The sequence below is a fragment of the Tumidithrix elongata BACA0141 genome, assembly GCF_036349135.1.
GTDB lineage: Bacteria > Cyanobacteriota > Cyanobacteriia > Pseudanabaenales > Pseudanabaenaceae > Tumidithrix > Tumidithrix elongata.
In genome coordinates this window covers 12,503-38,986 of sequence record NZ_JAZBJZ010000045.1, presented here as the reverse complement: position 1 = coordinate 38,986, position 26,484 = coordinate 12,503, and the positions used below count along the sequence as shown (strand labels likewise).

At 44.8% G+C, this 26,484-nt stretch carries 28 protein-coding genes and 1 pseudogene; 21 read left to right on the top strand and 8 right to left on the bottom strand.

Annotated elements, in window-relative coordinates:
• Nucleotides 1-51: 51 nt before the first annotated feature.
• Both V2H45_RS12590 and V2H45_RS12585 read left to right on the top strand, forming a co-directional pair.
• Nucleotides 52-366 (top strand): annotated as a pseudogene (locus V2H45_RS12590) (zinc-binding dehydrogenase); the annotation flags it as partial.
• Nucleotides 367-801: 435 nt separating this feature from the next.
• A complete protein-coding gene (locus tag V2H45_RS12585; RefSeq protein ID WP_330484009.1) occupies nt 802-1,161 on the top strand; it encodes a hypothetical protein in 360 nt (119 codons plus the stop codon).
• A gap of 211 nt (nt 1,162-1,372) precedes the next feature.
• Here V2H45_RS12585 and V2H45_RS12580 read toward each other — a convergent pair whose 3' ends face one another.
• The 6 genes from V2H45_RS12580 to V2H45_RS12555 form a co-directional block, all read right to left on the bottom strand.
• Nucleotides 1,373-1,525: a hypothetical protein gene (locus tag V2H45_RS12580; RefSeq protein WP_330484008.1), complete on the bottom strand. Its 153-nt coding sequence runs from the start codon at nt 1,523-1,525 to the stop codon at nt 1,373-1,375.
• Between the two features lie 142 nt (nt 1,526-1,667).
• Nucleotides 1,668-3,773: an ATP-binding protein gene (locus V2H45_RS12575; RefSeq protein ID WP_330484007.1), complete on the bottom strand. Its 2,106-nt coding sequence runs from the start codon at nt 3,771-3,773 to the stop codon at nt 1,668-1,670.
• Complete coding sequence (locus V2H45_RS12570) at nt 3,774-3,998, bottom strand: hypothetical protein (RefSeq protein WP_330484006.1); 225 nt, start codon at nt 3,996-3,998, stop codon at nt 3,774-3,776.
• Between the two features lie 32 nt (nt 3,999-4,030).
• Nucleotides 4,031-5,299 carry a DUF4255 domain-containing protein gene (locus V2H45_RS12565; RefSeq protein WP_330484005.1) on the bottom strand — a complete coding sequence of 423 codons (1,269 nt, stop codon included), beginning with the start codon at nt 5,297-5,299 and terminating at the stop codon, nt 4,031-4,033.
• An 11-nt stretch (nt 5,300-5,310) separates the two neighbouring features.
• A complete protein-coding gene (locus tag V2H45_RS12560) occupies nt 5,311-6,339 on the bottom strand; it encodes a fused MFS/spermidine synthase (protein ID WP_330484004.1) in 1,029 nt (342 codons plus the stop codon).
• Nucleotides 6,340-6,426: 87 nt separating this feature from the next.
• Nucleotides 6,427-7,104 (bottom strand): response regulator transcription factor, encoded by a 678-nt coding sequence (locus V2H45_RS12555; protein ID WP_330484003.1) that lies wholly within the window; start codon nt 7,102-7,104, stop codon nt 6,427-6,429.
• A 401-nt stretch (nt 7,105-7,505) separates the two neighbouring features.
• Between V2H45_RS12555 and V2H45_RS12550 the strand changes: the two genes are divergently transcribed.
• The 7 genes from V2H45_RS12550 to V2H45_RS25620 all read left to right on the top strand — a co-directional run bounded on the left by V2H45_RS12550 (nt 7,506) and on the right by V2H45_RS25620 (nt 12,242).
• Nucleotides 7,506-9,215 carry a phage tail sheath family protein gene (locus V2H45_RS12550; protein ID WP_330484002.1) on the top strand — a complete coding sequence of 570 codons (1,710 nt, stop codon included), beginning with the start codon at nt 7,506-7,508 and terminating at the stop codon, nt 9,213-9,215.
• Nucleotides 9,216-9,534: 319 nt separating this feature from the next.
• On the top strand, nt 9,535-10,008 hold the full coding sequence (locus V2H45_RS12545; protein ID WP_330484001.1) for a phage tail protein: 474 nt from the start codon (nt 9,535-9,537) through the stop codon (nt 10,006-10,008).
• A gap of 58 nt (nt 10,009-10,066) precedes the next feature.
• A complete protein-coding gene (locus V2H45_RS12540; RefSeq protein WP_330484000.1) occupies nt 10,067-10,540 on the top strand; it encodes a phage tail protein in 474 nt (157 codons plus the stop codon).
• A gap of 234 nt (nt 10,541-10,774) precedes the next feature.
• Nucleotides 10,775-11,263, top strand: coding sequence for a phage tail protein (locus tag V2H45_RS12535; RefSeq protein WP_330483999.1), 489 nt, complete (start codon nt 10,775-10,777; stop codon nt 11,261-11,263).
• Nucleotides 11,264-11,281: 18 nt separating this feature from the next.
• Entirely contained in the window at nt 11,282-11,608 is a 327-nt protein-coding gene (locus V2H45_RS12530; protein ID WP_330483998.1) for a hypothetical protein, read from the top strand.
• Between the two features lie 179 nt (nt 11,609-11,787).
• Complete coding sequence (locus V2H45_RS12525; protein ID WP_330483997.1) at nt 11,788-12,105, top strand: hypothetical protein; 318 nt, start codon at nt 11,788-11,790, stop codon at nt 12,103-12,105.
• Nucleotides 12,051-12,242, top strand: a complete 192-nt coding sequence (locus V2H45_RS25620) for a DUF6760 family protein (protein ID WP_408648775.1) — start codon at nt 12,051-12,053, stop codon at nt 12,240-12,242. Before V2H45_RS12525 ends, V2H45_RS25620 begins: the two co-directional genes overlap by 55 nt.
• Nucleotides 12,243-12,286: 44 nt before the next feature.
• Here the strand turns inward: V2H45_RS25620 and V2H45_RS12520 are convergent, their stop codons facing one another.
• Nucleotides 12,287-12,496, bottom strand: a complete 210-nt coding sequence (locus V2H45_RS12520) for a hypothetical protein (RefSeq protein ID WP_330483996.1) — start codon at nt 12,494-12,496, stop codon at nt 12,287-12,289.
• Nucleotides 12,497-12,659: 163 nt separating this feature from the next.
• Here V2H45_RS12520 and V2H45_RS12515 point away from each other — a divergent pair, with 163 nt between their 5' ends.
• The 6 genes from V2H45_RS12515 (at nt 12,660) to V2H45_RS12490 (ending at nt 17,068) form a co-directional block, all read left to right on the top strand.
• Nucleotides 12,660-13,205: a LeuD/DmdB family oxidoreductase small subunit gene (locus tag V2H45_RS12515; RefSeq protein WP_330483995.1), complete on the top strand. Its 546-nt coding sequence runs from the start codon at nt 12,660-12,662 to the stop codon at nt 13,203-13,205.
• 18 nt (nt 13,206-13,223) lie between these two features.
• Nucleotides 13,224-13,610 carry a 2Fe-2S iron-sulfur cluster-binding protein gene (locus V2H45_RS12510; protein ID WP_330483994.1) on the top strand — a complete coding sequence of 129 codons (387 nt, stop codon included), beginning with the start codon at nt 13,224-13,226 and terminating at the stop codon, nt 13,608-13,610.
• Nucleotides 13,611-13,754: 144 nt separating this feature from the next.
• The gene (locus V2H45_RS12505) at nt 13,755-14,348 is read left to right on the top strand and encodes a thermonuclease family protein (RefSeq protein ID WP_330483993.1); all 594 of its coding nucleotides are present in this window, start codon (nt 13,755-13,757) and stop codon (nt 14,346-14,348) included.
• Between the two features lie 36 nt (nt 14,349-14,384).
• Complete coding sequence (gene mazG / locus V2H45_RS12500) at nt 14,385-15,215, top strand: nucleoside triphosphate pyrophosphohydrolase (RefSeq protein WP_330483992.1); 831 nt, start codon at nt 14,385-14,387, stop codon at nt 15,213-15,215.
• 222 nt (nt 15,216-15,437) lie between these two features.
• Nucleotides 15,438-16,076: a hypothetical protein gene (locus tag V2H45_RS12495; protein WP_330483991.1), complete on the top strand. Its 639-nt coding sequence runs from the start codon at nt 15,438-15,440 to the stop codon at nt 16,074-16,076.
• Between the two features lie 8 nt (nt 16,077-16,084).
• Nucleotides 16,085-17,068: a DUF1822 family protein gene (locus tag V2H45_RS12490; RefSeq protein WP_330483990.1), complete on the top strand. Its 984-nt coding sequence runs from the start codon at nt 16,085-16,087 to the stop codon at nt 17,066-17,068.
• Between the two features lie 80 nt (nt 17,069-17,148).
• On the opposite strand, the gene V2H45_RS12485 is transcribed toward V2H45_RS12490, so the two are convergent.
• Nucleotides 17,149-18,606 (bottom strand): reverse transcriptase family protein, encoded by a 1,458-nt coding sequence (locus V2H45_RS12485; protein WP_330483989.1) that lies wholly within the window; start codon nt 18,604-18,606, stop codon nt 17,149-17,151.
• Nucleotides 18,607-18,992: 386 nt separating this feature from the next.
• Here V2H45_RS12485 and V2H45_RS12480 point away from each other — a divergent pair, with 386 nt between their 5' ends.
• The 6 genes from V2H45_RS12480 to V2H45_RS12455 all read left to right on the top strand — a co-directional run bounded on the left by V2H45_RS12480 (nt 18,993) and on the right by V2H45_RS12455 (nt 26,478).
• The gene (locus tag V2H45_RS12480) at nt 18,993-22,241 is read left to right on the top strand and encodes a HEAT repeat domain-containing protein (RefSeq protein WP_330483988.1); all 3,249 of its coding nucleotides are present in this window, start codon (nt 18,993-18,995) and stop codon (nt 22,239-22,241) included.
• A gap of 334 nt (nt 22,242-22,575) precedes the next feature.
• Nucleotides 22,576-23,025 carry a Tse2 family ADP-ribosyltransferase toxin gene (locus tag V2H45_RS12475; protein ID WP_330483987.1) on the top strand — a complete coding sequence of 150 codons (450 nt, stop codon included), beginning with the start codon at nt 22,576-22,578 and terminating at the stop codon, nt 23,023-23,025.
• A gap of 28 nt (nt 23,026-23,053) precedes the next feature.
• The gene (locus V2H45_RS12470) at nt 23,054-23,581 is read left to right on the top strand and encodes a hypothetical protein (RefSeq protein WP_330483986.1); all 528 of its coding nucleotides are present in this window, start codon (nt 23,054-23,056) and stop codon (nt 23,579-23,581) included.
• 37 nt (nt 23,582-23,618) lie between these two features.
• Nucleotides 23,619-25,262, top strand: a complete 1,644-nt coding sequence (locus tag V2H45_RS12465) for an SWIM zinc finger family protein (RefSeq protein ID WP_330483985.1) — start codon at nt 23,619-23,621, stop codon at nt 25,260-25,262.
• 107 nt (nt 25,263-25,369) lie between these two features.
• A complete protein-coding gene (locus tag V2H45_RS12460; protein ID WP_330483984.1) occupies nt 25,370-26,257 on the top strand; it encodes a DMT family transporter in 888 nt (295 codons plus the stop codon).
• A gap of 29 nt (nt 26,258-26,286) precedes the next feature.
• Nucleotides 26,287-26,478, top strand: coding sequence for a DUF4259 domain-containing protein (locus V2H45_RS12455; protein WP_330483983.1), 192 nt, complete (start codon nt 26,287-26,289; stop codon nt 26,476-26,478).
• Nucleotides 26,479-26,484: the final 6 nt, after the last annotated feature.

The window sequence follows — 26,484 nt, the reverse complement described above, 5'->3', positions numbered from 1 at the left end:
TCCTATGAAACCCCTCTTCTGTCTTTATTGCAAGGTTTTGTCCTGTACTAAGCTGCACAACATAATATCAACACTTATCTCCTCCTGTTGAGACGCGATGGCAACCTCACTCAAGTCGGAGTACCACCCGATCCGCTTTTGCTTTCGGTGGGCAGCCTAATTTTCGGTCGGCGCAGCCTCAGTGGCTCTCTGATTGGCGGTATTAAAGAAACCCAAGAGATGCTGGATTTCTGTGGTAAGCACAATGTCACTGCCGATATCGAACTTATCACCATCCAAAACATCAATGAAGCCTACGATCGCCTAGTGAAAAGCGACGTGAAATATCGCTTCGTCATTGATATGGCTTCGTTAAAACAGGTGTGATAAAACTTCACGACTCATAACGAAATCAGCTTATCGATATTTTCCTCATCGATCGCTTGATTCCACCTGTCTCCCATCGCGATCGGTCTAGGAGCAAGTTCAGTGTAACGGACTGTATGCTAGATATTTTTATACCCCAGATAGCTTTGGATAGTCATTACTTGTTTAGCACTACCTAAATATGCATGTTATATAGCGATCCTAAACGATTTGTAATTAATTTGTAGGGCAGGCATCTTGCCTGCATAGACTTCCAGTCTTGACTACGTTCACAAACAATGGAGGATCGCTATATATGTTTATAATAATGCGCAAATAAAAATAAAAAGGGAGGGAAAACGTATCGATGTCTCTAGACATACGTGATACGTGTCACTGATTTAGCTTTCTGTGCCTAGCTATACTTAGTCCGATCTACAAATACAAATCAAAGCAATGAAAGCTATCTCAATTGGTGTTATTTCCACTGGTGTTATTTCCGCGATCGCCGCACTCGCAATCCCATTTTCAGCCCAAGCAGATACTGTCCGCGCCTATTGCAAATATTTTGAGAATGGAGCCAGCCAAGCTAAGGTATCTATGCCCTGTTGGTTTTCGATGCGTCAAGGCAATATCACACTTCGTTGGCAAGATAGCGTAACTGAATATTACAAATTAATCCCTGGTCGCGCCTCTGTCTATACCGACGAACGTGGCGGCATTGTCTATCAGCAACGTGGTGAAGAGCAAGCCGATGGTTCAAGCGCAAGAATTCTTAAAATGGAGAATGGCTCTATCTATATTTGGGGAAGCTAAGAAAAGGGCTTAGCCCTTGCGAAGGAACACCAAAAATGTAGTCATGTTGTAGTAACTGCCATAAACGCAAACAGGGTGAGCAACGCCCACCCCCGCATCTTAGAAGAAAGTTAAAGAAGGAAGTTAAAATTTATTCGTTAACTAATCACAATCGGAATTATAGATAGAGAGGGATTTAGTTCGCACCTCCGATCTGAAAAACAATTCGGTTCTATTTAGTTCCGTGAATGGTATCACTGGGCGGATCGTCAGAAAAGGGCTGCGCTCCAGTAGCAGGGTAGTTATCACGGTTTGGGCTAAAGATATTCGCAGCACCATCACTCAGGTATTGCATCATCCGCTTCAACATTTCCATTAGTTTCATATATTTAACCTCTTAGAAAGGAAGTGATTTAATGATTCTATTGTAGGGCTTCTCAAAGCCTGTTAAATCAAGGGACTGCGATACTTAACAATTATTAGAGTTACTTAATATCAGGGCGGCGCGATCGCAAATTTCAGATCGCTCACACCCAGCCTTTCACTTCAACATCGGTCATAGGCTTCTCAAGTTTGATGTATTCGATCTTGGCGGCCTGTAAAATATGTTTCATTTGCACAGGTTCGCTCGCATCTGCTGCAATAAATGCCGCATTTAAAGCAATATTACGAATATTTCCACCTGCTACATTTAGTTTTGCTAACTTCTGAAAATCTAGTCCCTCAGTCGGAGTTAGTTTAGGAAAGACCCTTTGCCAAATTTCCAGCCGTTGTTTCGCATCTGGGAAGGGGAACTGTACAACAAACCGCAAGCGCCTCAAGAAAGCCTGATCTAAAGAGCTTTTTAGGTTTGTGGTGAGAACTGCCAGACCTCGGTAAGCTTCCATACGTTGGAGTAGATAGCTCACTTCAATATTGGCATGACGATCGTGGCTGTCTTTGACCTCCGAGCGTTTACCAAACAAGGCATCTGCTTCGTCAAACAAAAGGATGACTCCTCCGCCCTCCGCAGCATCAAATAGGCGGCGAAGGTTCTTTTCTGTTTCACCAATGTATTTACTGATCACCGAACTCAGATCGATCCGATAAACATCCAATTTAAGCTCCATTCCTAGGACTTCTGCCGCCATTGTCTTGCCCGTCCCGCTTCCTCCTGCAAACATTGATGTAATCCCTAAGCCTCTTTTCCCCCTACCCGCAAATCCCCAATCCTCATAGACTTTCAGCCTTTGGCGAACGTGGGCAGCGATATCCCGCAAAACCAGCCGTTCTTTTTCGGGAAGTACTAGATCGTCCCAACCTGCTGCCGAGTCAATGCGCTGAGCCAGTTCATCTAAACGCGGACGTGCTTGCGATCGACAAGCATCCCATAGAGAATTTTGAAGTTTAGGCTGCTGTTCAATATCATCTACTTGCCCATTCTGATACTTGAGATTTTCTTGTTCTAGAATCTCCCTGTTGACGCTCTTTGCTTTTAAGCAAACTGTGTGGATCGCTGGGACGCTAAGACTAAAATAGGAGACAAGGGTATCAATATGTGTATGTAAATGCTCTGGTTCAACGATATTGGTTCCAGTAAGGGCATTTCGCCAGATCATATGCTGCTCATCACTGGTCGGTTGATGAACATCAAAAGTAACGATTGAACGTTGCCGTTGCCGTTTTCGATCGCGGCTGTTAACAATCACAGGACAATCAACCATTTCGATCAGCCGTGCGATCGCGGCCTCTCGATGGGGATCGAGGGTTTCAACTTGATCGCAGTCTATTAGTAATGCGGTATCGCTTAGTGTGTACTCACGTTCGCAAAGACATGTCAATAATTGGAACTGATTGAGATCGGAGGGAATCATTTCGGCGGAGAGCGCATGCACTTTGAGTCCAACCTGTTGACAAGTTATCGCTGCGATCGCACGTTTACTACTGACATCGTCACCACATAATTGTAAGACTGGTAAAACAGAGCCCGATGGTTCTAACCAAGTAGCGGCCATCTGTTGCACGATTTGTTGATGAGAAGGCACCAAAATAGATGGGGGCGATATAGGTTCAACAATGCCCAATAAGCGCTCGTCAACATAGTGCACACCAGCTAAAAAGTGAAGAATACGCTCGTCAATGCGAAGTGGACAACTCGTGAGCGCATTGCCAACACCAACGTCAATCAAGCGCCAACGCCTTAGTGGAGCTTTAGGCGACAAGGCTACCCAATCAGCAGTGGAGGAGATGGATAGCGCTAATCCAAGGGTAGGATAAGTTCTTTGGGAATCACCTGATGCTTTGGCACAGAGGCTTGCCCATCCACTATCAAATTCCATACCTACACACAAAAGTAGGACATCTCGTTCAAAGGCTGACAGGTCAAACGCTTGACATAGACGCTCTAGAGCAAAGGGAGTATGTTTAGGGAGTGTGGCAAGTCGCTTTTTTGCAAGCTCATTGCTTGTTGTTTGGATATAGATATTTTGCTGAAATTCACTCCCAACTTGAGCATTGCCATTACTATCATGTTTAGGGGAAAATCTTTCTACACGTTCCTCTAAAACAGACCGTATCGAATCGAGCGCTGCCATTAAATAAGCATGATTGATCGCATGCCAATTATCGGAAGTACTTACTGTGGATAAGACCATTTAACCCGTAATCTCTTTAATTAAGTTTTCCAAATATTTCTTAGCTTCCATAGGAGTTAACAGCAAAAATTCCCCCTGTCGTAAGATTTCATATTTCCCCGCTCGAAACCCATGTCCAGCGATTAAACCCATTCCCTGTGCTTGATTGCCAAGGTTAGTTAGTTGATTGGTACTCATCATTTCGACTTCTAGATTGAGCTGTTTTTCGAGATTGTCTTCACTCATAGTATTTACAGGTTGCGTTGTGATTAGTTGAGCTATGGAATCGTGATTTTGGGACTGTTGTACCACTCGAAGGTGGGGCTATTAGGGTCAGTATCTGCATCAATTTTGCTTTCAGCACCATCAATGCGAATGCGAACAAGATATTCTCCGGGTTTAACCTGAGCGATCGGAATTGAAACACTATGGGTGTCAGCTACTAGTGGTTCGCGATCGAACATGTAAGAAACTGGATTAGAGATCGACCATTCATTCAGGGCTAGCACGACCCTCTGTTTTTTACCGATCGCAAGATCCACCACCACAGTAATTACGGCAGAACGCAGTTCATCATGCTCTTCAACCTCTGTGACGGTCACTTTCGTAATGGTTGGGCAGAGCACAAACGGGGCAACATTTGACTCTACGCCGCTGGTCAAGCGCGAACCTGCATCAGGAGATGTTAAGGTGCGATGAATTACTTGTAAGCTTTGCACACCTGCATATAAAGAACCAATAGGCATAGAGTTGAGGGGCAAAAGGATCTCATGGTCTTTCACTTCTGTTGGAGTCACTCTCACATCTCCAATTCTCACCTCTGTAACAGAACCGCGTAAGTTCCTACCTTTGATTGAGAGCGTACTATCCGCCAAGATGGGATTGAGCTTACCGGTTTGAGCATAAACCTGTTCCACTTTAGGCTGTGCGGGAAAGGGTGTGAGATTGCCTGAGTTGCGATCGCGTACGGGTAAAGCTCGTGTAAATCCTTCATCTCCTTCAATAATCACAACCATTACTTTGTAGGCAATGGAAAGCACATAGGGTGTTTGGTAAAACACCGACCAAGTTTTTGATAGGTCTTCAAGGGATAAATTAATTGGTACGATGTTGATCTGCTGCACGTAATCCTCTAAATCAGAATCTACCAAATAGGGAAATGTTGGATCGTTGCAGGTTTCGCGAATTAGTTCTGGCGTGAGAATTCGGCGATCGTTCATCGTTCGCACCACACTACCGAGAATTCTCTGCGGCTGTAATTCGGTGTCATTGCCATAGCAACTCATCATGTAGTAGAGATCTAAAGCAGCTTGCCGATTGAGTGGCGCACCTTTAGAACGGAATGGAGTCGAATCTACATTCGCGAGCGAAGGGTTGCTAACCACTTGGTAGAGAAAAATATTTACACCCGTTTCTGGCAAGCCACTGGCCATAGAACTAGGAGGAGCTGTTGTGGCTCTGGATCCCTCTACATCATTCTGCACTGCCGCCTGTAAGACTTTTTGCAGAGAAGCTGTCACCGTCGCGATCGCAAGATAATTGCTCATATCTCTCTCAATTAAAGGGTCGGTTTACCGTGACAATCTTGATATAGGCTACCCGATCCGCAAGGACAAGGAAGCTCAGGATTTACTTTAGCAAAAACAGTTTTAAATGAAGGCAATTGAGCAAAGTAGTCTTGAGGTGGTTCCTCATCTGTAAGAATTTGGGCTTTCTCTAGATCGGGTAAATACTCGTGAATCTGATCGGGGGTTATTATCTGCTGAGCACGATCGACGAATGGGAAAGCGAATTGATGCTCTGAATCAATTTGCGTGGCTTGCTCAATGATTTCTAACCTAGAGCGTAAAGGTTGATTTGTTGCAAAAATCGCCGTATTTCCCTTTTCTAAAGGACAGAGATAAATATGCTGAAAAGCGCTATGAATCGTCCTGATTTTTTCTAGATAAAAAGGGTCTTTTTGAATGAGATTGACAATTGCTATACCACCTTGACTGAGTCGTTTTTGGCATAGCTGATAAAACTCAACCGTTGCCATGCGATAGGGCGCATAACCATTTCCCAAAATCACATCTGCCATAATCAAGTCATAGCTTACTGTTAAATCGAGATCTGCTAAATAGGCTCGCCCATCTTGAATCGCTACTTGAAGCCGCGAATCAAGCTTTACGCCAAAAAATTCCTGAGCGACTTGCACAATCGTTGGATCGATCTCGGTACATTCGATCTGTAGGTTTGGAAAATAGTGATGTAAAACTAGAGGAATTCTGCCACCACCAAAACCTGCAATGTAGATCCTTTGAGGCTGAGGTTGCCACACCAGCCCCAGCAGCATGGCTTGGGCGTAGAAAGACGTTAACTTAAGTGGCTCCTTAAGGTCGATCTCAGATTGCATCAGTTCTGAGCTTAGGTTAATTTGGTCAAACAGAGCCAATTGCAGCAGTGATTCCTCTTTATTGACAGCAATAAAATGAACCCCAGAAGGCTCAAAGCAACAATATTGTTGTTCGATTTCGCCGATCCCTTCTAATCTCTGCGCGATCGCAGCCCGATTTTGGGTTTGCCAACTTTTGAGATCTGTAACCATAAATCTAAATAATAACGACCTGATAAAACCCTTTGATTCCAATTGTTTCGGCTCCGCTTAGCTACCGATGGCTGAACGGAGCCGAAGCTATGTCATCACTAATCCCAACTTCAGTGCCTTAATAATCGCTTGACTGCGACTATTGACACTTAACTTATTAAAAATAGCGGTCAGATGTGCTTTCACTGTCGCTACAGTCACAAATAGATAGCTAGAAATTTCTTCGTTTGATGCTCCTTGCACCAACCAATGTAAAACTTCATGTTCTCTTTCGGTTAAATGGACTCCTCGATCCGCTTGAAGCGATCGGCCTGCATAAAAATGGAACATGCGAAAGAAACTCGTGGCAGTTTCTGGGGCTAAAAATATCTCGTCATTCATGACGGTAGAAATAGCATCATAAAGTTGACTGCCAACCCGATCTTTAGCAATATATCCCTTGGCTCCCGCCTGCATGGCACGATACACCCACTCATCCTTGCGATGCGCTGATAGGACTAGTACCTTACCTTTATAGCCCCTCTCTCTTAAGCCAACCAGCACTTTAATCCCATCAAATTCGGGCAATCCTAAATTTAATAAAATTAGGGCAGGATTTTGTTCCATTGCTAACTTGAGCGCTTGGTCAACAGAAATCGCTTCACCTACGATTTGAAATTGTAGATAACAGTCATCATTATAGAAAGTAAGTAGTGTCTGTAACCCTCTACGAAACTGTAATTCATCCTCAACGAGTAAAACAGAAACTAATTGTGGTGTTGGCATATCATTGCTTTATGCTCCATCGATTACGACTGATTTTGTAGAATTAAGCCGTTACATGTAAGCAATTACAATTGTTTACATGTACTTACATCCAAAAATATGATTTCTAACTAGCGATTTTCTAGCCTAGAGGTATGCCCCGGATCCCCTGTAGTGTCTCCAAACCGACCTAGTAAATATCTAAGTACGTACCTGTAATCACCCTGCCTAAATCTCATAATTTCTAAAGAGTTTAGACTTAAGTCTAATAACCCTTAGTTTAACTGCTATCTAAGCTGTAATTCTATACACCCTAATTTTTTAGCTACATGACTCCAGCTATGTCACCAGTAATAGCTCAGCGTTACAAAGCAAAAAATTAGATGTCCCCTTACGAATTACTAAACAGAGGGAATTAGTTTATGGCATTAGATTATTTTGCCCCGGGCGTATACGTCGAAGAGGTAGATAAAGGTAGCCGACCGATTGAAGGCATCAGCATGAGCGTGGCAGGTTTTATCGGCTTCACCGAAGATGTACGCGGTGACGCTGAGATGTTTAAACCGATGATGGTGACCAACTGGGACCAATATCGCGAATATTACGCAAAACCAGGTTCAGACGGTTACACAGACTTTGATGCCTACCTGCCCTTTGCGGTAAATGGTTGGTTTAACAACGGTGGAGGTAGATGTTGGGTAATTAGTATTGGTACAAAATTACCCGGTTCGCCTTTACCTCCAGCAGCAGAAACTGCCCTTAAAATTGGCACTTCAAGCAATAAGCCTTCCTTGAGTTTTATCTTAAAAGAAGCAGAGGCATCTGACGGACAGTTAGCTTTACCTGCAAGCGTAGAGCGGATTAAGGTTTCTATTCTTGAGAGTACGCCTAAGCCTTTACCTGAAGACGCTCCTGAAGGCACTGACCCACCGATGAATACAGGGGAATTCTTTAGTGTTGTGATCTCACAGGGAGGCGAACTCTTAGAACGCTACGATCACCTCAGTATGAACCCTCAGGTGGCTACGGAATTGGCAGACTATGTGGTGACAGCTTTAGAAGCTTCAGAATTTATCACAGGTGCTGATATTTCTGTTAGCGGACAACCCCTTTCCCGTCGTCCTTCCAACGGTACCTTTGAAATCGCCCCTCCCCCTTATATCTCTACACCTGTCAGATTTTCTAGAGATTTACAAGGGCAAAGGGACGATCGCACGGGCGTTCAAGGCATCTTTGAAATTGATGAAGTCTCTATGATTGCCTGCCCCGATCTGATGCGGGTCTATCAAGAAGGTCTTATGGACTTAGATCAAGTACATGGCATCATGGAAATGATGGTGTCTATGTGCGAAAACGCTTTCCCCGGTCCCGCTTTTCGCATGGCAGTACTAGATGCCCCCCCTGTTAAACCAGGTAAAGGAACTGAGGCAGTCACCCCCGATCGCCAAAAGCCCCAAGACGTTGCCCAATGGCTGAGCATGTTTAATCGTCGTTCCATGTTTGGTGCACTTTATTATCCTTGGATTAAAGTTGCCAATCCTCGTACAGGCGGTAAGCCCATCCTCGTTCCCCCTTGCGGTCACATGATGGGCATTTGGTGTCGCACCGACCAATCGCGTGGCGTATTTAAAGCCCCTGCAAACGAAACCCCCAGAGGCGTTTTAGGTCTTGCCTATGAAACCAACATGCGCGAGCAAGAACTGCTCAACCCCTTAGGCATTAACTGTATTCGTAACTTTGCTAACTACAACCGTGGCTTTAAAGTTTGGGGTGCGCGTACCTTGGTTGAGCCAGATAACATTCAATGGCGTTATATCAGCGTGCGCCGACTGCTTAGTTACATTGAGAAGTCCATTGAAATTGGTACGCAATGGGTCGTGTTTGAACCCAACGATATGGATCTATGGGAAAGAGTCAAGCGCACAGTTGGTAACTTCTTAGAAGGACTATGGCGGAATGGTGCTCTATTTGGTGGAGCCCCTGCTGAAGCTTTCTATGTCAAGTGCGATGCTTCGATCAACACCCATGAAACCATGATGATGGGACGTTTGTATGTTGAAATTGGTGTTTGCCCTGTAAGACCTGCGGAATTTGTGATCTTCCGCGTCAGCCAGTGGTCCCCTAACCAATAATCACAACTAGAGATTGGCTATCTGGGAATAACTCAGTAAATTTTGGTACTCCCTTGATTACTCTGGCGCACCAGATAGCCGACTTTGCTTTAGCAATTAGACGTGATAAATTATGTTTAGGGTTTGTGATGTCTAAATCCCTATATTGATAGGGTATTAATGCTGATACAGCTAGAAACAGATCGAGATACACGTAATGCTTGGTCTGAATCTCTAATATTTCTTAAAAAATCTGATACCTAAGAGAGCTAAGCATTGGTTGCGCTCTATCTTGGTCGATCGAAAAAAATAAACTATTTTACTACAAAGGAGTAGCGAAATGGCTGAACTTAAACCAGTTTCTACTAGTCGATTTTATGTGGAATTCGGTGGCTTAGAACAAAAAATGATCAAGAGTGTTACTGAAATTACTTTTACAGGAAGCACGGCTGGTCACGAAAAGGCGCTTGCTTCAACAAAAGATGGAATGACCATGCGTCAGAGTACATCTGCAGGCTTTTTAGAAAACCCAAACTTTACGATTGAGGTTTATCTAAAAGAGGGCGACCTAGATTTTTACAACTGGATGAAGGCGGTAATGCTAACGCCTGATGGAGGAGATGGTAAGTGGTCTGAAAACCGCAAGTCTGGATCTATCGTTGCTTACGATTCAGGTAACACAGAAGTTCTACGTTGGAACTTTGAGAAGTGCTGGCCAAAATCTTACAAAATGTCAGATCTGAATGCTGAGAGTAAAGACTTGGCGGTTGAAACCTTTGAAATTGTTGCTGAGTCAATGGTTCGTGCAAAATAGAAGTATCATAGGAACTTTTCTCGGTCTTTAGCTAGGTTAAATTTTTGGAAGTAAAGTTATGGCTAATGGTGAAATTCTCGCCTGTTCTAAGTTTTATGTGAAGATGGACGGATTAGAAGACCTGTATGTTAAGAGCATCAGCGGTATCGCCATCACTTTGGATACTACTGGGGATACAAAACCCTTTGGTGTATCCAAAGATGGGGTTACTCAAATGCAGGCAACGATTACTGGCTGTACCACTGGTACTGTCACGATTGTTTATGTCGGTACAACTGACGAGAAAAAACTTCAGCAATGGTATGCAGATTGTCACTCTGCTCCCATGCTTGGAGGCGGTACAGCATCAGCAGGAGCGCTGAAGAGTGGTTCCATTGTTCTTTACAACCAAGGGGGTAAAGAAGCTGCTACTTGGACGTTTACAGGGGCGATGTGCAAGAGTTACAAAACCTCAAAGTTTGCCCCTGATAGCACTGAATTGTTCACAGAAACGGTCGAAGTTGGCTTTCATAGTCTGCTTCGCACAAAATAACAAGATCGTACATCCTGCCTCTGCTTTAAGCAGAGGCAGGATGTACGGTTGTACTACCTTGTTTACTGCGATCGCAGATGATACCATTTTCAAAAAATGATGCAACGCACCTTTTTGAAAAGATCGCGCTCTGCGCGGAACCCAAAACCCGATCTGTCGCAAATATTTAGGGAATTGGTATGAAATACTGTTGATTATATTCTTTGATAAAAGTGCTTTGACTTTTGTTCAAATATGGCTCAGCAACTTGAAGTATTAACTACGGCACGTTTCTACCTTGAAATTACACTTCAGGGAAGTAATGAAACGATCGACGGCTACTTTATGGAATGTAGTGGGTTTGAACGCAGCCAAGATGTGATTGAAATTGCTGAAGTCACACCACAGGTATGGGGCAAGACTGGTAATACTAAAGGACGTGTAGTTCGTACTAAAATCGCTGGTAACAGCAAAAGTAGTAATATCACCCTTAAGCAGGGAATAACCATATCCACGACTCTCTGGGATTGGTTTACTAAAGTAGAAACAGGACATTGGGCTGAGCAACTTCGAGATGGTGATATCACGGTTTACGATCAATCTGCTACTGAGAAAGTTAGATTTAGGTTTAATGGTGCTTGGCCAGTACGCTATAAGCTTGCAAGTGGTTTTAAAGCAGATTCTAGTGAATTTTCCGTCGCTGAGCTTGAATTGAGTGTCAATGAGTTTATTCGGGTTAAATAAGTTAGGTAATTACAATCCATGATTCAAACTGAGTTTGAATTTACCTTACCCAAAGGATATCTAGATGAGCAGGGGAATGTTCATCGCAAGGGAATTATGCGCTTATCAAGGGCAATGGATGAAATAGTGCCGATGCGTGACCCACGGGTAAAGGGCAACCCAGCCTATGCTACGGTGATCATTCTGACAAGGGTGATTACAAAATTGGGGGCATTAGATGAAATTACGCCTATGGTGGTTGAGGGGTTGTTTGCCTCTGACTTGAATTATTTACAAAAGTTTTATCGCAAAATTAACGATCTAGAAGATGAAGGTGTTTCTACGAACACAGATCTAGGTACTTAATTCTTTATACTCTGTTTCTTGTTTTGATTCAGAACTTGGAACTTTGCCATGATACGTTACGGCGATCGCCTAAGACATCCTACAAAAGGTAGTCCCCGATCTGCTTAGAAAGAAGCGATCGCAAACTACCAAAGAATTCTTACAAGTAAAATTGCGTTTGTAAATCCGATTCAATAAAGATGCCTCAACAAGAAGTTAAATTTACGCTTCCTAAAGGTTTGTTAGATCCGCAGGGAAACCTTCATCGCCAGGGTAGTATGCGGCTGGCGATTGGAAAAGATGAACTTGTGTTACAGAGCGATCGCCGCGTGGTTGCCGATCCTGCCTATGGTGTGTTTGTGATGCTGTCCCAAGTGATTACACAACTTGGGGAGTTGACTCAAGTCACGCCCGAACTTTTAGAGCAAACCTTTTTGATTGACTTTCTCTACCTAAAGCAGTTATTCGGAAACCTGCACCCACAAAGTATAGGAGTTTCTCCCCTGGGGGAATTGTAGGCTACCCCTCAGACCTGTTTTACGAGGAGGTAGCCTTTATCGCGTTTCATTTTCACTGGTCGCTCGAAGACATTCTCAACCTGACACACAGCGATCGCAGGCGGTGGGTCGAGGAAATCAGCAAACTAATTGCTTAGTATGATTCCTTGTATGAATAAAGTTACGGTTAGAAAATGTGACACTAAAAGTCTTGTCTTAATAGCTCATTTTTAAGTTCTTGCAAATGCTTTTTCGCTTTTAAGATCGGATCGCCCTCCGCAATTTCAAGCACGTAAAACTGCTTGCGGTCAGCATTTTCCCCCAAATGTACTAAAGCTCTGCCATCAGCCCGTTTGCATAGAGACAAAATATCTAGTACTTGTTCAATTTGTTCAGATTCTTTTAAACGCATAAAGCCTCGAAAATTCTATTGCTATATCTTCGCTCATTCACCATAAAATTGTCAGGATTTACAGTGCAAATATTCTGTATATTTCTGAACATTATTTGTGTTTGACTGGCTCGGACAAGTTATAAATAGAGTAAGGATGTCATAAAACTAGAATAACCACGCTATGAGCAAAATTGTCAAAGGTAAAGTATTTGTTGTTGACGATAACATCGATACAGATCAGATTATTCCTGCTGAATATTTAACTCTAGTACCTTCTAAGCCTGATGAGTACGAGAAGCTTGGAAGCTATGCCATGATTGGACTGCCCGATCGCTATGGCAAATTTATCGCTGACGGAGAAATCAAAACCGAATATCCGATCTTGATTGGTGGTGAGAATTTTGGTTGCGGGTCATCGCGCGAACATGCCCCGATCGCTCTTGGTGCAGCAGGTGTAAAAGTTGTGGTGGCGCAGTCCTATGCGCGTATCTTTTTTCGCAACTGTACTGCCACGGGTGAGTTATATCCTTGGGAATCAGGCACAAAGCTACACGATCGCTTTCAAACTGGACAGTTTGCGACCTTAGATTTTGACAACAATCGCATCACCAACGACACCACAGGTGAAATCTTTGAACTCAAGCCATTAGGTGAAGTCGCACCTGTCATTGACGCAGGAGGCATTTTTGCCTACGCACGCGAAACGGGCATGATCCCCCAAAGATAAATAATCAAGTTAAGCAAAATGATTAAGCAAAAAGTTCGGCATACGGTTTCTATTCTCGATCGCTCTACGGGCAAACGTTATGAGGCGGATATAAATAGCGATCGCTATATTCTTGAGGCCTTAGAAGAACAGGGGGTCGATTTACCCTTTGCCTGCCGCAATGGGGCTTGTACGGCTTGTGCTATGCGCGTGATCTCTGGACAACTCGATCAATCTGAAGCCATGGGGTTATCCCAGGCACTTAAACAAAAAGGCTATGCCCTGATTTGTTCCAGCTATGCTTGCTCCGATCTAGAGCTAGAAACCCAAGATGAAGATGAAGTCTATCAGATTCAATTTGGACAATACTTTCCTAAACAAAAGAGACCTTGGTTTTCCTTTGCTTTACCTTTAGATCATGATTAGATTAGGTTGTCAAAAATTTTTGGGGATAAACATCCCAAAGAATAACCTCCTGTATTGGCAAAACGCATAAACTCCGCACTCACAAACCTCTACTAGTAGTTAAGTTCGACAGAAATCGTAAGCCCTTGGATAGAGTTTCAAATTATGAACAGCAAGGCTGAAGCAAAACGCCAAGATCGAAAACCCATAGGTCTAAAACGCTATCGTTCAAGCGCGATCTTATGGCTGGGGTTGCTGATTTTGCTTGTAGCAGTCAATATTAGCCTTGACTTAACCAAGAAGCCTGAAGTGCATCGTGGGGAAATTTGGACAATTAACCGCGTTGTCAGCGGTCAAACGATTGAAGGCGCACCCAGCGATAATTTGACCGCAGTTTTACAAAGAGTTCGCTTGATTGGGATTAATGCCCCACTCAAAGAACAAAGCCCTTGGGGCGATCGCGCCCGCCAGCGTCTAGAAGAACTGGTGAAAGAGCAAAAGGTTCTACTGGAATTTGATGTCAATCCCAAAGACAACTCTGAAAAGGTGTTGGCTTATCTATGGAAAGGCGATCGCTTGATTAATGCGCAACTGGTGGAGGAGGGGCTTGTGCTTGCAGATTCGGTATCTCCGAATGTGAAGTATGAAGCTGAACTCAGTCGCGCTCAGTCTAAAGCCAGATTACTAGAAGTCGGTATTTGGGATCCGCAAAATCCGCTACGGATGAGTCCAAGAGAGTTTCGTCGTCAAATAAATTAGGGGATTTACCCCTGCGATCGCATTGAGTGTGAGGTTATGACCGATAAAAATTTGGAAGCCGTGCAACATCTAATTGAAGTGATTGCGAAGCTGAGATCGCCTAATGGTGGATGCCCTTGGGATTTGGAACAAACGCCTGAGACCTTAATTCCCTATATTCTCGAAGAGGCTTATGAAGTTGTTGATGCGATTAGAAGCGGAGATCGAGCGGCGATCGCAGAGGAATTGGGCGATCTCCTCATGCAGGTAGTTTTACAATCGCAAATTGCCAGCGAGACCAATCAATTTAGCCTAGCGGAAGTTGCCGAGGGCATTGCCCAAAAGCTAATTCGCCGACATCCTCATGTATTTGCGGATGTTAAGGTCGATAGTATGGAACAAATTCACCAAAACTGGGAACTGATTAAAGCCCAAGAGAAGGGTGAAGATCCCAATAAAACGCCAAGGCTTAGCGATAAGCTCCGTCGCTACAGCCGTAGCTTACCCGCTTTAAGTGCTGGAATGAAGATCTCGCAAAAGGCAGCACAAACTGGGTTTGAATGGGAAACGGTAGAAGGTGTTTGGGTAAAATTTGATGAGGAACTAGCGGAGTTTAAACAAGCTCTGCAAAACGAAAGTAAAGACAATCAAGAGTCGGAATTGGGAGACTTACTATTTACCCTGATCAATGTGGCAAGGTGGCATGGACTCGATCCTGATGCAGCACTGCGATCTACCAACCGTAAGTTTATCCAACGCCTAGCCATTATGGAATCTCTTGCTGACGAGTCATTGGAAAATTACGCGGTCGAGCAATTAGAAGTTCTCTGGCAGCAAGCAAAAGCAAAGTTAAATAATGAGGGTAATGGTAACTCTATTGCTCCATAATGCTGATATTAAGGGACTATAGCCCTATTGTTAAGCATTGTAACAAATCGCATAATTTTAATGGTTCGCGGCGATGGGTAACTAAAGAGAAAGTTCACCATGCAACTCAAAGCGATCGCTTGCGATCTATTATCAAAAATACGAACATATTTTAATCAGTCTTCTAAATATTGTAAGTAAGAGGATTTTGGTTGTTAGGGTGCATCAAATAAGGGATACGTAATGGCTATAGAGGAGCAGTTAAAGCAACTAGTATTAGAAACTTGCCAACACCCGCATGGAAGTGTAGGGCGACAAAAAGGCTTAACTGCGATCGTTCGGCTAGTCAATCGTTCGGGAAAGCTCTGGAGAGAAGCAACTGCTTATTACGAAGATGCTTTGCAGCAAACATGGCTATATTTCTGCCGCAATCTCTGTGAAGCAATTACAGCAAAAGCTGCTTACGACCCCAATCAGAGTACCGTCACCACTTGGATGAATGCCTATCTCAAACGTCGCTTACAAGATATGTATACTGAAACTCAGGATCAAAAGTACAAAACTGTGCCAGAAATACAGGACGATAATACTGGGTTAACTGCCACCGATCGCCTAGAAGCTCCATCACAGCCATCTTCCTTACTAGAACGAATTCGAGAATGGGTAGAGAAAGATCCCACAAAAAAATTGCGAAAACTGCACGTACGCGATCGCCCCGATGTTAACGCACAAGTTTTGATCTGCAAGCGATTACCCCCAGAATCTAGTTGGCAAAGCCTTTCGCAAGAGTTCAATCTTCCCATCTCTACGCTCAGTAGCTTTTATCAGCGTAGTTGTCTTCCCATTCTAAAGCAATTTTATGACTTAGAAGCAGTAGGCTAATTACAGCGATGAATACGACAGAAGAGTCCGCCCTATCCTTACCCATTCCGACCGAGCATCGCAGAATTGCGCGGGAGTTTGCTTTAGAGCAACCGACAGAAGCCAAAGCCGAGAGCGTCATCCAAAATACGCTTGCTGTGCTCGTTGTTAGAGATTACCTAGAAATGATGGGGATTGCGACCAATGTGGCTGAGAGCGACTGCTGGAATCCAGTCATGCAAATCTGTGCGAACATTGCTGACTTGGTCATTGTGGAAGTTGGCAAACTGGAATGTCGTTCTCTCAAAACAGGAGAATCGATCTGCTATATGCCACCTGAAGTCTGGGAAAATAGAATTGGTTATGCGATTGTGCGAATTGAGGAGGATTTGCGATCGGCATCGATTTTGGGTATGGTTTCTCAAGTGTCAACGGAGACGATCGCCATCGATCGCTTGGAACCCATCGAAGATCTCTGCGTGGCGATCGCTGCTTTGCAAGCATCCGTCCAGTCAAATTCGCCCCAAACAAATAATCAGTCCGATATTCAGCTAGAGCGATCGCAACCCCTAGTAAATCTTGGAAATTGGTTGCAAGGAATCGTTGAGGCTGGCTGGCAAGAGGTAGAAGCTTTATTCCAACAGCAACCCGTGCAACTTGCTTGGCGATCGCTAACACTCAGGCAAATCTTAGATGAGCCCTCAGATTCCTTAACTCGTCGAGCTAAACTCTTAAATCTGGGAGCGCAGTCTGTAGCTTTAGTCGTTACGATTTCTGAACGCGATCGAGACAAAGTTCCCGTGCGTTTGGCTATCTATCCCGTAACGGAACCATATCTACCAGAGTCTCTCAGTCTTAAAGTACTGGATGAAACAGGCGCTCTCTTCTTAGAAGCACGGGCAAGAAGGATAGATAATTATATTCAACTTCAATTGAGCGGTGACCCAAATGAACATTTCAGCATTCAGATTTCCCTTGGAGAAGTTATGCTCACAGAGAAATTTACGCTCTAAAACAAAATCGATTGATTATAGTCAGAAAGTGTATTTCAACTTCTTAGAGAAAGATGTTGTGCGATAGAAGTTCTTTTTGTTTATTTATTTTTCCGTCGTATACGCTTTGCACGTTTAGGTTTGTATTTGGCTTTAATGCGCTTTACTTGCTCTTTGAGCTTTTCTCCTTTGTCTGGATTCACCATGGCAACAAAGTTGGCAAAACCTTCGATGGATTGGATGAGGTCGGGGCAGCTTCCCCAGTGTTTTCCCTCTAGTCCATCTTGCTCGATTTGGAATAGGGTGGCGCGGAAAGATTTGAGTGTTTTCTTATCAACATTGAGCTTCTGATTAACCACAATACCCGTTACTTCTTGATGTTGAGATTTATGCAGAACCCTCGTTTTTTGCGGATGGATTGTGAATCCTTCATGAGTCGCGATCGCTTCTGTGCGTTTGAGAATATTGCAGATCTGCCGCAAATTCTCCCCAGAAGCCGAGAACGTCAGGTCGTCAGCATAGCGAGTATAGACAAAGCCAAGATGGGTTGCCATTTTTGAGAGGCGCAGATCGAGGCGGCGACAGATTAAATTGGTAATGGCTGGGCTACTGGGTGCACCTTGGGGCAAATGGCGATTCCTTTCAGGATGCGTACCGCCGCATAGGGCAACATAATAGGTTTTGCCATCGAGTTCTACTGCCTCTACGGCGGCATCTGTACATATCAGTCCAAAGATAGTTGCAGCAGCTTCAGAATAGCCGAGGGATTGAAATAAGCCCTTGACACGCTTATAGGAAATCGTAGGGAAGAAGTCTTGCAAATCGAGATTGATAATGACATCGGCTCCGACATGGGGGGCGGCATTCGTAACAATCGATCGCCCCAGACAAAAACCATGCGCCGCCTCATGTAAATCGACCTGCTCTAAAATGTTATAGAGAATCCATGTCTGGGCTCGCTTGAGGCGTGGCATCGGCGCAGAAATTAAGCGACTGCCCCCTGTTTTTTTGGCAATCTTAAAACGGATATAGTGAGAGGTGTTGCTGACACGCCGCGCAAAGGCTAAAAATCGCAGTTCGCCGAGACTAATTCCCATGGCGTTGGCAATCTCTTCCGATGTGCCATATTCGGGCAGACCGTAGCTTTGCAGGCGATCGCGATCGCATTCGGTTTGATTTAGTCCCGCCGAAACCCCCTCACCCAAAAATACAATTTTTTGCTGTTTTTTGAGTTCCCAAAGCGCTAATCGTTCCTGTCGTTCTCGTTCTCGGCGTTCCTTGGTTTCCTGTTGCTTGCGTTTCGATTCGGCTAATCTCAGGGCTAGTGCTGCTTTTTTGAGGGCTTCCTCGTTATGGAGTTGGCGATTTTGCGATCTTAAATCCTCAAGTTCTCTCAAGATCTCACCCTTACGCCGAATCTCCTCGGCAGGATCTTGGGGCATCTCCCCTGCGGCTGGCCAGAACCCCAAACGAATCATTTCCTCCAGAATCACTTCCTCTTTGGAACTGCGTCTAATGCGATCGTAGAGTTCCTGACGGGTTCTAGGTTGATTGGTCATAGTTGGTAAAGCGCAAAGCACTGTGAAAAAGTCGCATAGCAGTCAACAGGTTACTCCTTCGTAAACCTCCCAGGACTGGATTGCTCAACTCCAGCGGCTCCGCACTAGGGTGGCTCTTTAGCTTCAAGGAAGCCAGCCTGTGAAAGCGACCCTAGTGCGAGAGACGCACAGTTAAGAGGAAGCCAGTGATGCGCGCTTAGACTAAATGCAAGAATGGCGATCCACCATTCGGATTGCAAGGTTGTTTACCTCTATGACTGCCATTGCGACAAAAAAACGTACAAAATTATGTACGATTAAACGATAACCTAGATCGTGTAACTGGGTCAAATACAAATGATTTAGGATAGCTAAATCGCGATCGATTTAACTGGTTTGAACTTGCTATGGAACTAATTAAACGAACAACCCTACTCTATCAGGCAGGCAGCTCAGCCAAGGTTTATGAAATCGATCTCTGTCGGGTAGGCGAAAATCGCTATGTGGTCAACTCGCGGTATGGTCGGCAGGGTTCTGTCCTCAAAGAAAATTCTGAGACAGTGACCGCGATTTCCTTAGAGAAAGCCCAAACACTGCTCGATCGCCTCGTGAATGCAAAAATTAGCAAGGGCTACCGCGATGCCACAGGGGAATCGGGTGTAGTGCCAACACCGATCGCCAGTCCTCCACCTCCAGCGATCGAAATTCCTATGAATAGTGACACGAGAACGCAGGCGATTCTCAATCGTTTGGTAGCGATCTTAAATGCAGGCGTGCCCTCTGGCGTTGTCTCAGGTCGAAGGATGGGGAGAATCTCAAAGCGCGACCGTGTCCAACAACCCTTAGATCGGATCATTTGGCGGGTAGGCGAACTAAAAATTGCCGCAGCTGTGCCGTTACTGTTACGCTTCCTCAATACCTCCGTTAACCCGATTAGGAACTACGCGATCGCATGGTCTTTGGGGTGGTGTGGCGATCCTACTGTGATTCCTACCCTAGAAGGGCTTTATCAAAATAGTGCTACGCCTGATTCTGTGCGGCGTATTGCCTTTGAAGCTGTGTTTAAACTAGCCGATTCTGCCAAACAAGCGGAGATGCGATCGCAATTAATCGCGCAATTACCGATCGCACTGCAAGATCCAGTTCGCAATGGGACTTCCGAGCAATTTGCTGGGGCTTTTCAGGCTTTTCTCAATAGCGACGATCGCTTCCGTTTTATGGCGATCGAACTGCTCTATCAGATCGATCGGGAGAATATTCGCCCAGTTATCCTAGAGGTTTTGAGAACAGTTCCGCTGCAATTCAACTACTTCCAAAGAGTTCGACACATTTTTAAAATCGCCGAATATCGTCAAGACGCTGAAGCCTTTGCAATTCTGGCTCGAAGATTTGATGCAAACGAACCTGCTTCTCGAATCAGCTCATACCGAGATCCTAGAACTCGCGAAATCATGATATTCGTTGAAGAAGAAGGAGTCGCGAAAGAATTCCCACTTCGAGAACATCCAGAATATGAAGCAGCCCTAACAAATCAAGTCTACACCCAGAAAACACGCAGTTATTTGCGGCGGAGAGTATGGCGATCGCTTCGTAAGCTGGGAGAATTGAACGATCCAAACTACGTTAGATTTGCCGTAAGCATTCTCTTGCAGCACGCTGATGCTGATGCTGAGGAGGTGCGGCGATCGATTTACTATAAATACGATCGCAACTGGAGTCGATTTGAATCCGCGAGGATAGAATGGGATATCTATGCCAAATATCTTACCTTCAATCATATTCTCTACGAGCATAGTCCCCGATATTTTCTAAAACCCAATACTAGAGCTTGGCGATGCGTTCCGCCCTACAAGCCAGGGAATCCTGAGCCTCAAGTTAGAGAAGAGGCTTTCCCACGGCTTTGGGAACAGCATCCCACCGCATTATTGCAACTGCTATTGGAAAGCGAATGCCATCCCGTGCATCAATTTGCGGTCAAAGCAATCCGAGCTTGTCAGCAATTTTTGGCAGGATTAGAACTAGAGAATTTAATTAAAATTTTAGATCGTCCCTACGAAGTCACAGCACAGTTGGGCTTTGAGTTAGCAAGATTGCGCTATCAAAGCGACCGCCCCGATGGGAGACTAATTTTAGCTGTGGCTAATTGTAATTTTGCCCCTGCAAGGACTGAGGCCTATCGCTGGATTAACGAGCAACGCGATCGCTTTTTAACAGAAGACAGCCAACTGATTGCAGGCTTAGTCCTCAGCAAACAATCTGAGACTCGCACCTTTGCGCGGCAGTTACTCGGCTCGGTCATTGGCTCCGTATTAATGAATGATGCCACGGTGCGAACGTTAATCGGACATATTATCGCGCTGCTGCTGAAACTCAACCCCAATCAAATAGTGCAAGCCAAATTCGCATCAGAGACACTCCTGCTAAGCTTTAGCTTCCAATTGCGATCGCTAGGTTTAGAAATCATTCTCGATTTATTGCGTCATCCCCTTCCAGAGATTCAAACCTTGGGAGCGCAGATTCTCGTGAACCATGAAACAAACGTCATGGATTTGCCATCGGGTTTGCTCGATGCCTTGTTAGAATCTCCCTATGACAATGTGCGAGTTTTGGGTGTAAGGCTATTCGGTCAATTGCCCGATCGGATTTTAAGGGAACGCACTGAGCTGATTTTGACGTTTGTAACCCATGCGATCGCTGAGATGCGCGAGGCGATTCGTCCGATCGTTCACCGTTTAGCGAGTGGCGATCGCGAATTTAGTCTGACCCTTGCAAGACAACTGATCCAAGTCCTGCTTGCGCCTGAGGAACATGAAGGCGTGCATAAATTTCTCTGTCAATTGCTTCAAACAGCTCTGCCAGACTGGATGTCGGCTGCCACTCCAGAGACTGCTACACAGCTTTTGCAAGCGACGTCTGGAGCCGCGCAGGAAGTGGCGGGGTGTATTCTCTTGGCAAATGTATCGACTTGGGCAAATAGTTTCACGACCGCAGCGATCGCCCAGTTGGGAAATCATGAAGTGCAGGCAGTCCGCTCTGCCTCCTATGCCATGTGCGAACGAATTCTCCAACGCCTGCACCGTCAGCCAGAGGAGCTACTCGCAGCCTTACCCTTGCTCGAATCGCGATGGGATGACAGTCGTTTATTTGGATTTCGCCTATTTGGAGAATTACTTCAGCCTGAAGACTTTACGCCTGCTGTAATTATCAGTATCTGCGATAGCGTGCGGGCGGATGTTCGCAAGTTTGGGCGCGATCTCGTCAGCCGCTGCTTTAAGGAAACCGATGGTCAGGAATATCTGGTTAAATTTAGCGAACATCCCTCCACGGATATGCAGCTTTTTGCCACGAACTATCTAGAAAACTATGCAGTGAACAATCCCAGTCGCTTGCAAGAGCTAATCCCCTATTTCACCAGAGTCTTAGCTCAGGTAAATCGCGGTCGTGTCACCAAGCAGAGAGTATTTGCTTTTCTCGATCGCGAGGCAACAAAAAGCGAAGCTGCCGCCAGCATCGTCGCCCAAATTTTAACCAGACAATCCGCCGCGATCGCGATCGGTGACAAAGCCAAAGCCCTAGAGTCTCTCTTAAAAATCCATCTCACCTATCCCCAAATTCCGCTTCCAATCAAGATGGTTACAGTTCCCACAAAATCATGACATCCAGATTCAACATCATCCGTTGGCTATGGGTAATGTCCTATGAGCAATGCCCTTCAAAATTTGCAACACATCATAATTGCTACATCCTCCATGCTAGTTTTGCTTCTTACCACTCTAGCACTTGATTCAAACGAGAGCATGTCATCAAAGGAAGTTCGACAGTGTCTGATCAGGGGAGATGTCATTTTCGCCAGATAGAACCCATCAACCTAGTGGACAGGCATTATGAGTTATTAAATCCATGATCCTAAGCAAATAATTTATTGGCTATATCAAAACGAATTATTATAGTTGGCGGTTCAGTAGAGATCGAACTAAAGAGTAATAAGCAATGGCAAAACTCTACTATCGTGGTATGGCAGAGCAAAACGGTAAACCCAAAATAGGTCGCAGTGCAAGACTATTAGGTGTTAGACCTAACATCGATATAAATATTGAGCAAATGCCCATAGGTTATCTGGATGAGCAAGGATATTTGTTGCTAGAATCACAGAGAGTGTTGCGAGGATTGCTTGTAACTGTTGCTATTAGGGATAACAAGGGAATGTCTGTTTCTTTATCCATCGAAGGTTTACCCGCATTTCGCAAACCTAATCAATTTGGTGGAACTGGCAAAGATCCTCTGTGGCAAATTGATGACAGCAATATTATAGGAGATTTACAGGCTGTACAAGATAGCCCAACACACGTTAGCATTTTGCCAAGAGTTACAATGATGTTACAAAGGTACGAGGCAGCATTGGCAAGCACCCAAATCAAATGGGAAAGAGCTAACTGGTAAGCGATACAAGCAATAGGAGCCGACAAAAATGGCATGGATATTTAGTTTGTCAGCAGAATGTGGTTCTGATGAGAACAGCGCACATACATTTGCTCGGCATTTCGAGGGAATATCATGGGTATTGTCAAATGGACGCGAATGCCAATGTAGTGCAGACATTTTCCAAGATATAGAAGAAAATTGGTGGTGCCGAGTTTCACCCAATAATCTTAGTGAAGTGGGAATAGATAGCCCTGAAAGTGCTTATTTAATGACAGAGTTAGGTATTTTACTCTATCAATCGCTACGATTTGCCTCTCCATTCCGTTATGCGTTAGTTGGGGTTGAAGTCGATGAATTCAGAACTTACAACGAGCTTATTGAAGATTTGTCTGATTTATCCATCCCAGGATTAGTTCTAGCAAAAGCTCTTCATCAGGAGCTAAAAACATTACCAGTTTTTCGATCCTTCAGTCCTAATTATGTTTGGCAACCATACGCTGGAGAGATCTACAACCCGCTGATGGCATCACCAAACCTGAAAAACAAGCTTAACGAACTACTAGCTGCGAGTTAAGTTCAAACCATTAAATAAAGACGGTATAACAATAAAAATGGAATTTAACTATAACTATAAAGGGATCTCGACGGTGTCTGGGCAAGGCGATCGCACCCAGATGTCATTTTCACCAGACGTAAGCCGCCAACCTACTTACTTTAGAGGCGAATTGCGCCAGAATATTGCCTTTCGAGAAGCCATCAGTGCTTTGCATGATGTTGTGGTTTCTGACCTGCGATTTAAGCCTAAAGATAAAGAAGCCTATAAAGCTTGGGCAGCCCAACGCAATGAGATTGACTGGCAACTGGTCGCTGCTCAACGCCAAGAGGTAGCCGACAAGATCAAAGCCCTCCAAGCCGAACTCACAGATCTAAACCGACGCAGTTCAGAACGGATGTCTGGTTTTTATCGGGCTACAGCCAGATATTTTGAATATCTCTATCAAAAAGATCGCGACTATTGGTTCGTGCTCGACCCCGTAATTACGGTTCATCCCGACGAGGTTTTCTTTGAGTGCTTTAGCCAAGATGAATCTAGCTACGGTCGTCTGGGAGCCAGCTATGAAGTATTTAAGCATGTTGATGAGTTTGCCTGCGGCACGACGAATATTGACTATTCCGCCGCACTTTACGATGAGTTCCAAAAAATACGCAGCTATAAACGAACCTTGTTAGAAGTCGATCCTTCAGGTTTTGAAGTACAGACCACGGGCGAATCTAACTATAAAGAGGTCAAAATTGACCTGCCAGATACGTGGGTAAGGGGCTTTTTGCAGGTTAGTTCGGCGATGTCCTTACCCGCCATTCGCTTTGACCTCCATCCTACAGATATTTATAACATCTGTTTTGTTTTACGCCGCCGCAAAGAGAAGCAAGGTCCCCGAAGTATGCGCTATATTCTCAAGCCCAATGAGCCTGTGCGGGTTGTGTTTGAGCCTTGGGGAACCGAAGTTATTTGTTCGCGTTCGATTTATGAAGGCAATAGCGATCGCACGATTCGCGTTTGGGGTCGTCGCCGTTTGTTAATTTTGGAGCGATTGATTCCCGTTGCTCGTAAATTCACCGTGCATTTACTCGGCAATGGAATGCCTTCTTTCTATGTTGCCGATCTCGAAGATATGTCCTTCACCCTAGGACTATCAGGCTGGACAGCCAATGACTGGGCGAAGGCGAGTAATTTCGATCTGCTCGCTCCTCGCACGAATGTTGACGATGGCACGAAACGCCAAATTTTTGAGGCACTCAAACAAAATTGGGTAGAAGCACCTGAGGCCTTAGCCACAAGACTGCGGCTCGATCGCTCCGTCGTACTTAGTGCGCTTAGTGCCTACACGCAAGCAGGTAGAGCGATTTACGATCTCAATAAGCAAGTCTATCGCGTGCGCGAACTGACTCAAGTGCCTTTACCCATGGAAAAACTGCGCTTTGCTAGCGATCGCGAAGCAAATGCAAGTCGCTTTATAGAACAAAATGCAGTTCGAATTACCCATTCCAATATCGATACTTTTGGTACTCAATCCTTGCAGGGGGAAGTGCGTCACAAAAATCAAACCTTCCTACCCGTCGTTACCTTAGATCGAGATGAGCGTATCGTTCATGCTGAATGCACTTGTAATTGGCATCAACAAAATAAACTATTTAAAGGCCCCTGCGAACATATTCTTGCCCTACGCATGCAACGCGATCTTGCCAATCGCTAGCGCCTAGCCACAAACAGCATAGCCGCAAACAGTCTAGAATCTTAGGGGTAATTCACGAACTGCCCCTAAGATTTGAAATCGCCGATTCAAGATCGCGCACAACCAATTTGACAATCAAAACGATCGGAAAAGAGTTTGAGGCATATATCTGGGGACTGTTGGGCGTAATGGGATTTAGCCTGACCTTGCCCGCAACAAAACTAGCCCTGCCTCTATTTGGTGTCGTGGGTGTGGGAATTGGTCGTGCTGTAATTGCAGGAGTTCTCAGCTTGTGTTTGCTAGCAGCGACCAAAAGCAAGTTACCAACCCGTCATCAAACCCTACGGTTGATCTTGGTCGCCGCAGGAGTGGTATTTGGCTTTCCCTTGTTTAGTGCCTATGGTATGAAATACCTGCCAGCCTCTCATGGTGCGATCGTGATTGGTTTGCTTCCCCTAGCCACAGCTCTATTCGCCGTAATCTTAGCCAAGGAAAAGCCCTCCCTAGGATTTTGGCTTGCAGGTGCGATCGGCAGCAGTACCATTGTGTTCTATTCCCTCATCGTGGGTGGCGGTACGATTCATCTTGCCGATCTATCACTCTTAATGTCTGTGCTCAGTGCCTCAGTTGGTTATGCCGAAGGTACTCGACTGGCAAAGGAAATGGGAAGTTGGCGAGTGATCTGTTATGCTTTGGTTTTGTCTTTACCGATCGCGATCGCACTCTTTTCGCTCCTGTCTGACCGACCTTCTGATTACAGTTCGCTATCGGCATGGCTTGGCTTTCTTTATCTCAGCTTTTTCAGCATGTTTCTGGCATTTTTTGCTTGGTATCGCGGCTTAGAGATGGGTGGAATTGCCAAGATCGGTCAACTGCAACTCCTACAACCATTTATGACCATTTTCGCTTCTTCATTCCTATTCAGCGAGAAACTTTCGCCTGAGATGTTTTTGGTATTGAGCATTGTGCTTGGTTCAGTTTATTTCGGGCGTAGAGCCAAAGTGATTCGCAACTGAACAAAAGATATAATAGGCATAGAATTACAGTGGCTGTAAAAAAGGAGTATGACATGGGAGCATGGGGTTCAGATCCACCGCCGCCCTTAATTGATTCGGCAGTTCAAGCGATCGCCCGAATTTTGACACCACCTTCTGAATTGCTGGAACTTTGGCAGGAGACTGATGACTTTGAAGCTTGGAAAAATCATTTAGAAGAATTAAAGCAAAGGCTCCAATGAGGACAA

Coding starts and splice junctions, on each gene's coding strand:
- V2H45_RS12495 (WP_330483991.1), top strand. CDS start 15,438: ATGGCTATAGAGGAGCAGTTAAAGCAACTAGTATTAGAAACTTGCCAA.
- V2H45_RS12585 (WP_330484009.1), top strand. CDS start 802: ATGAAAGCTATCTCAATTGGTGTTATTTCCACTGGTGTTATTTCCGCG.
- V2H45_RS12545 (WP_330484001.1), top strand. CDS start 9,535: ATGGCTGAACTTAAACCAGTTTCTACTAGTCGATTTTATGTGGAATTC.
- V2H45_RS12490 (WP_330483990.1), top strand. CDS start 16,085: ATGAATACGACAGAAGAGTCCGCCCTATCCTTACCCATTCCGACCGAG.
- V2H45_RS12485 (WP_330483989.1), bottom strand. CDS start 18,606: ATGACCAATCAACCTAGAACCCGTCAGGAACTCTACGATCGCATTAGA.
- V2H45_RS12510 (WP_330483994.1), top strand. CDS start 13,224: ATGATTAAGCAAAAAGTTCGGCATACGGTTTCTATTCTCGATCGCTCT.
- V2H45_RS12530 (WP_330483998.1), top strand. CDS start 11,282: ATGATTCAAACTGAGTTTGAATTTACCTTACCCAAAGGATATCTAGAT.
- V2H45_RS12535 (WP_330483999.1), top strand. CDS start 10,775: ATGGCTCAGCAACTTGAAGTATTAACTACGGCACGTTTCTACCTTGAA.
- V2H45_RS12470 (WP_330483986.1), top strand. CDS start 23,054: ATGGCATGGATATTTAGTTTGTCAGCAGAATGTGGTTCTGATGAGAAC.
- V2H45_RS12540 (WP_330484000.1), top strand. CDS start 10,067: ATGGCTAATGGTGAAATTCTCGCCTGTTCTAAGTTTTATGTGAAGATG.
- V2H45_RS12480 (WP_330483988.1), top strand. CDS start 18,993: ATGGAACTAATTAAACGAACAACCCTACTCTATCAGGCAGGCAGCTCA.
- V2H45_RS12570 (WP_330484006.1), bottom strand. CDS start 3,998: ATGAGTGAAGACAATCTCGAAAAACAGCTCAATCTAGAAGTCGAAATG.
- V2H45_RS12580 (WP_330484008.1), bottom strand. CDS start 1,525: ATGAAACTAATGGAAATGTTGAAGCGGATGATGCAATACCTGAGTGAT.
- mazG (WP_330483992.1), top strand. CDS start 14,385: ATGACCGATAAAAATTTGGAAGCCGTGCAACATCTAATTGAAGTGATT.
- V2H45_RS12520 (WP_330483996.1), bottom strand. CDS start 12,496: ATGCGTTTAAAAGAATCTGAACAAATTGAACAAGTACTAGATATTTTG.
- V2H45_RS12565 (WP_330484005.1), bottom strand. CDS start 5,299: ATGAGCAATTATCTTGCGATCGCGACGGTGACAGCTTCTCTGCAAAAA.
- V2H45_RS12515 (WP_330483995.1), top strand. CDS start 12,660: ATGAGCAAAATTGTCAAAGGTAAAGTATTTGTTGTTGACGATAACATC.
- V2H45_RS12555 (WP_330484003.1), bottom strand. CDS start 7,104: ATGCCAACACCACAATTAGTTTCTGTTTTACTCGTTGAGGATGAATTA.
- V2H45_RS12550 (WP_330484002.1), top strand. CDS start 7,506: ATGGCATTAGATTATTTTGCCCCGGGCGTATACGTCGAAGAGGTAGAT.
- V2H45_RS12525 (WP_330483997.1), top strand. CDS start 11,788: ATGCCTCAACAAGAAGTTAAATTTACGCTTCCTAAAGGTTTGTTAGAT.
- V2H45_RS12505 (WP_330483993.1), top strand. CDS start 13,755: ATGAACAGCAAGGCTGAAGCAAAACGCCAAGATCGAAAACCCATAGGT.
- V2H45_RS12475 (WP_330483987.1), top strand. CDS start 22,576: ATGGCAAAACTCTACTATCGTGGTATGGCAGAGCAAAACGGTAAACCC.
- V2H45_RS12575 (WP_330484007.1), bottom strand. CDS start 3,773: ATGGTCTTATCCACAGTAAGTACTTCCGATAATTGGCATGCGATCAAT.
- V2H45_RS12560 (WP_330484004.1), bottom strand. CDS start 6,339: ATGGTTACAGATCTCAAAAGTTGGCAAACCCAAAATCGGGCTGCGATC.
- V2H45_RS12465 (WP_330483985.1), top strand. CDS start 23,619: ATGGAATTTAACTATAACTATAAAGGGATCTCGACGGTGTCTGGGCAA.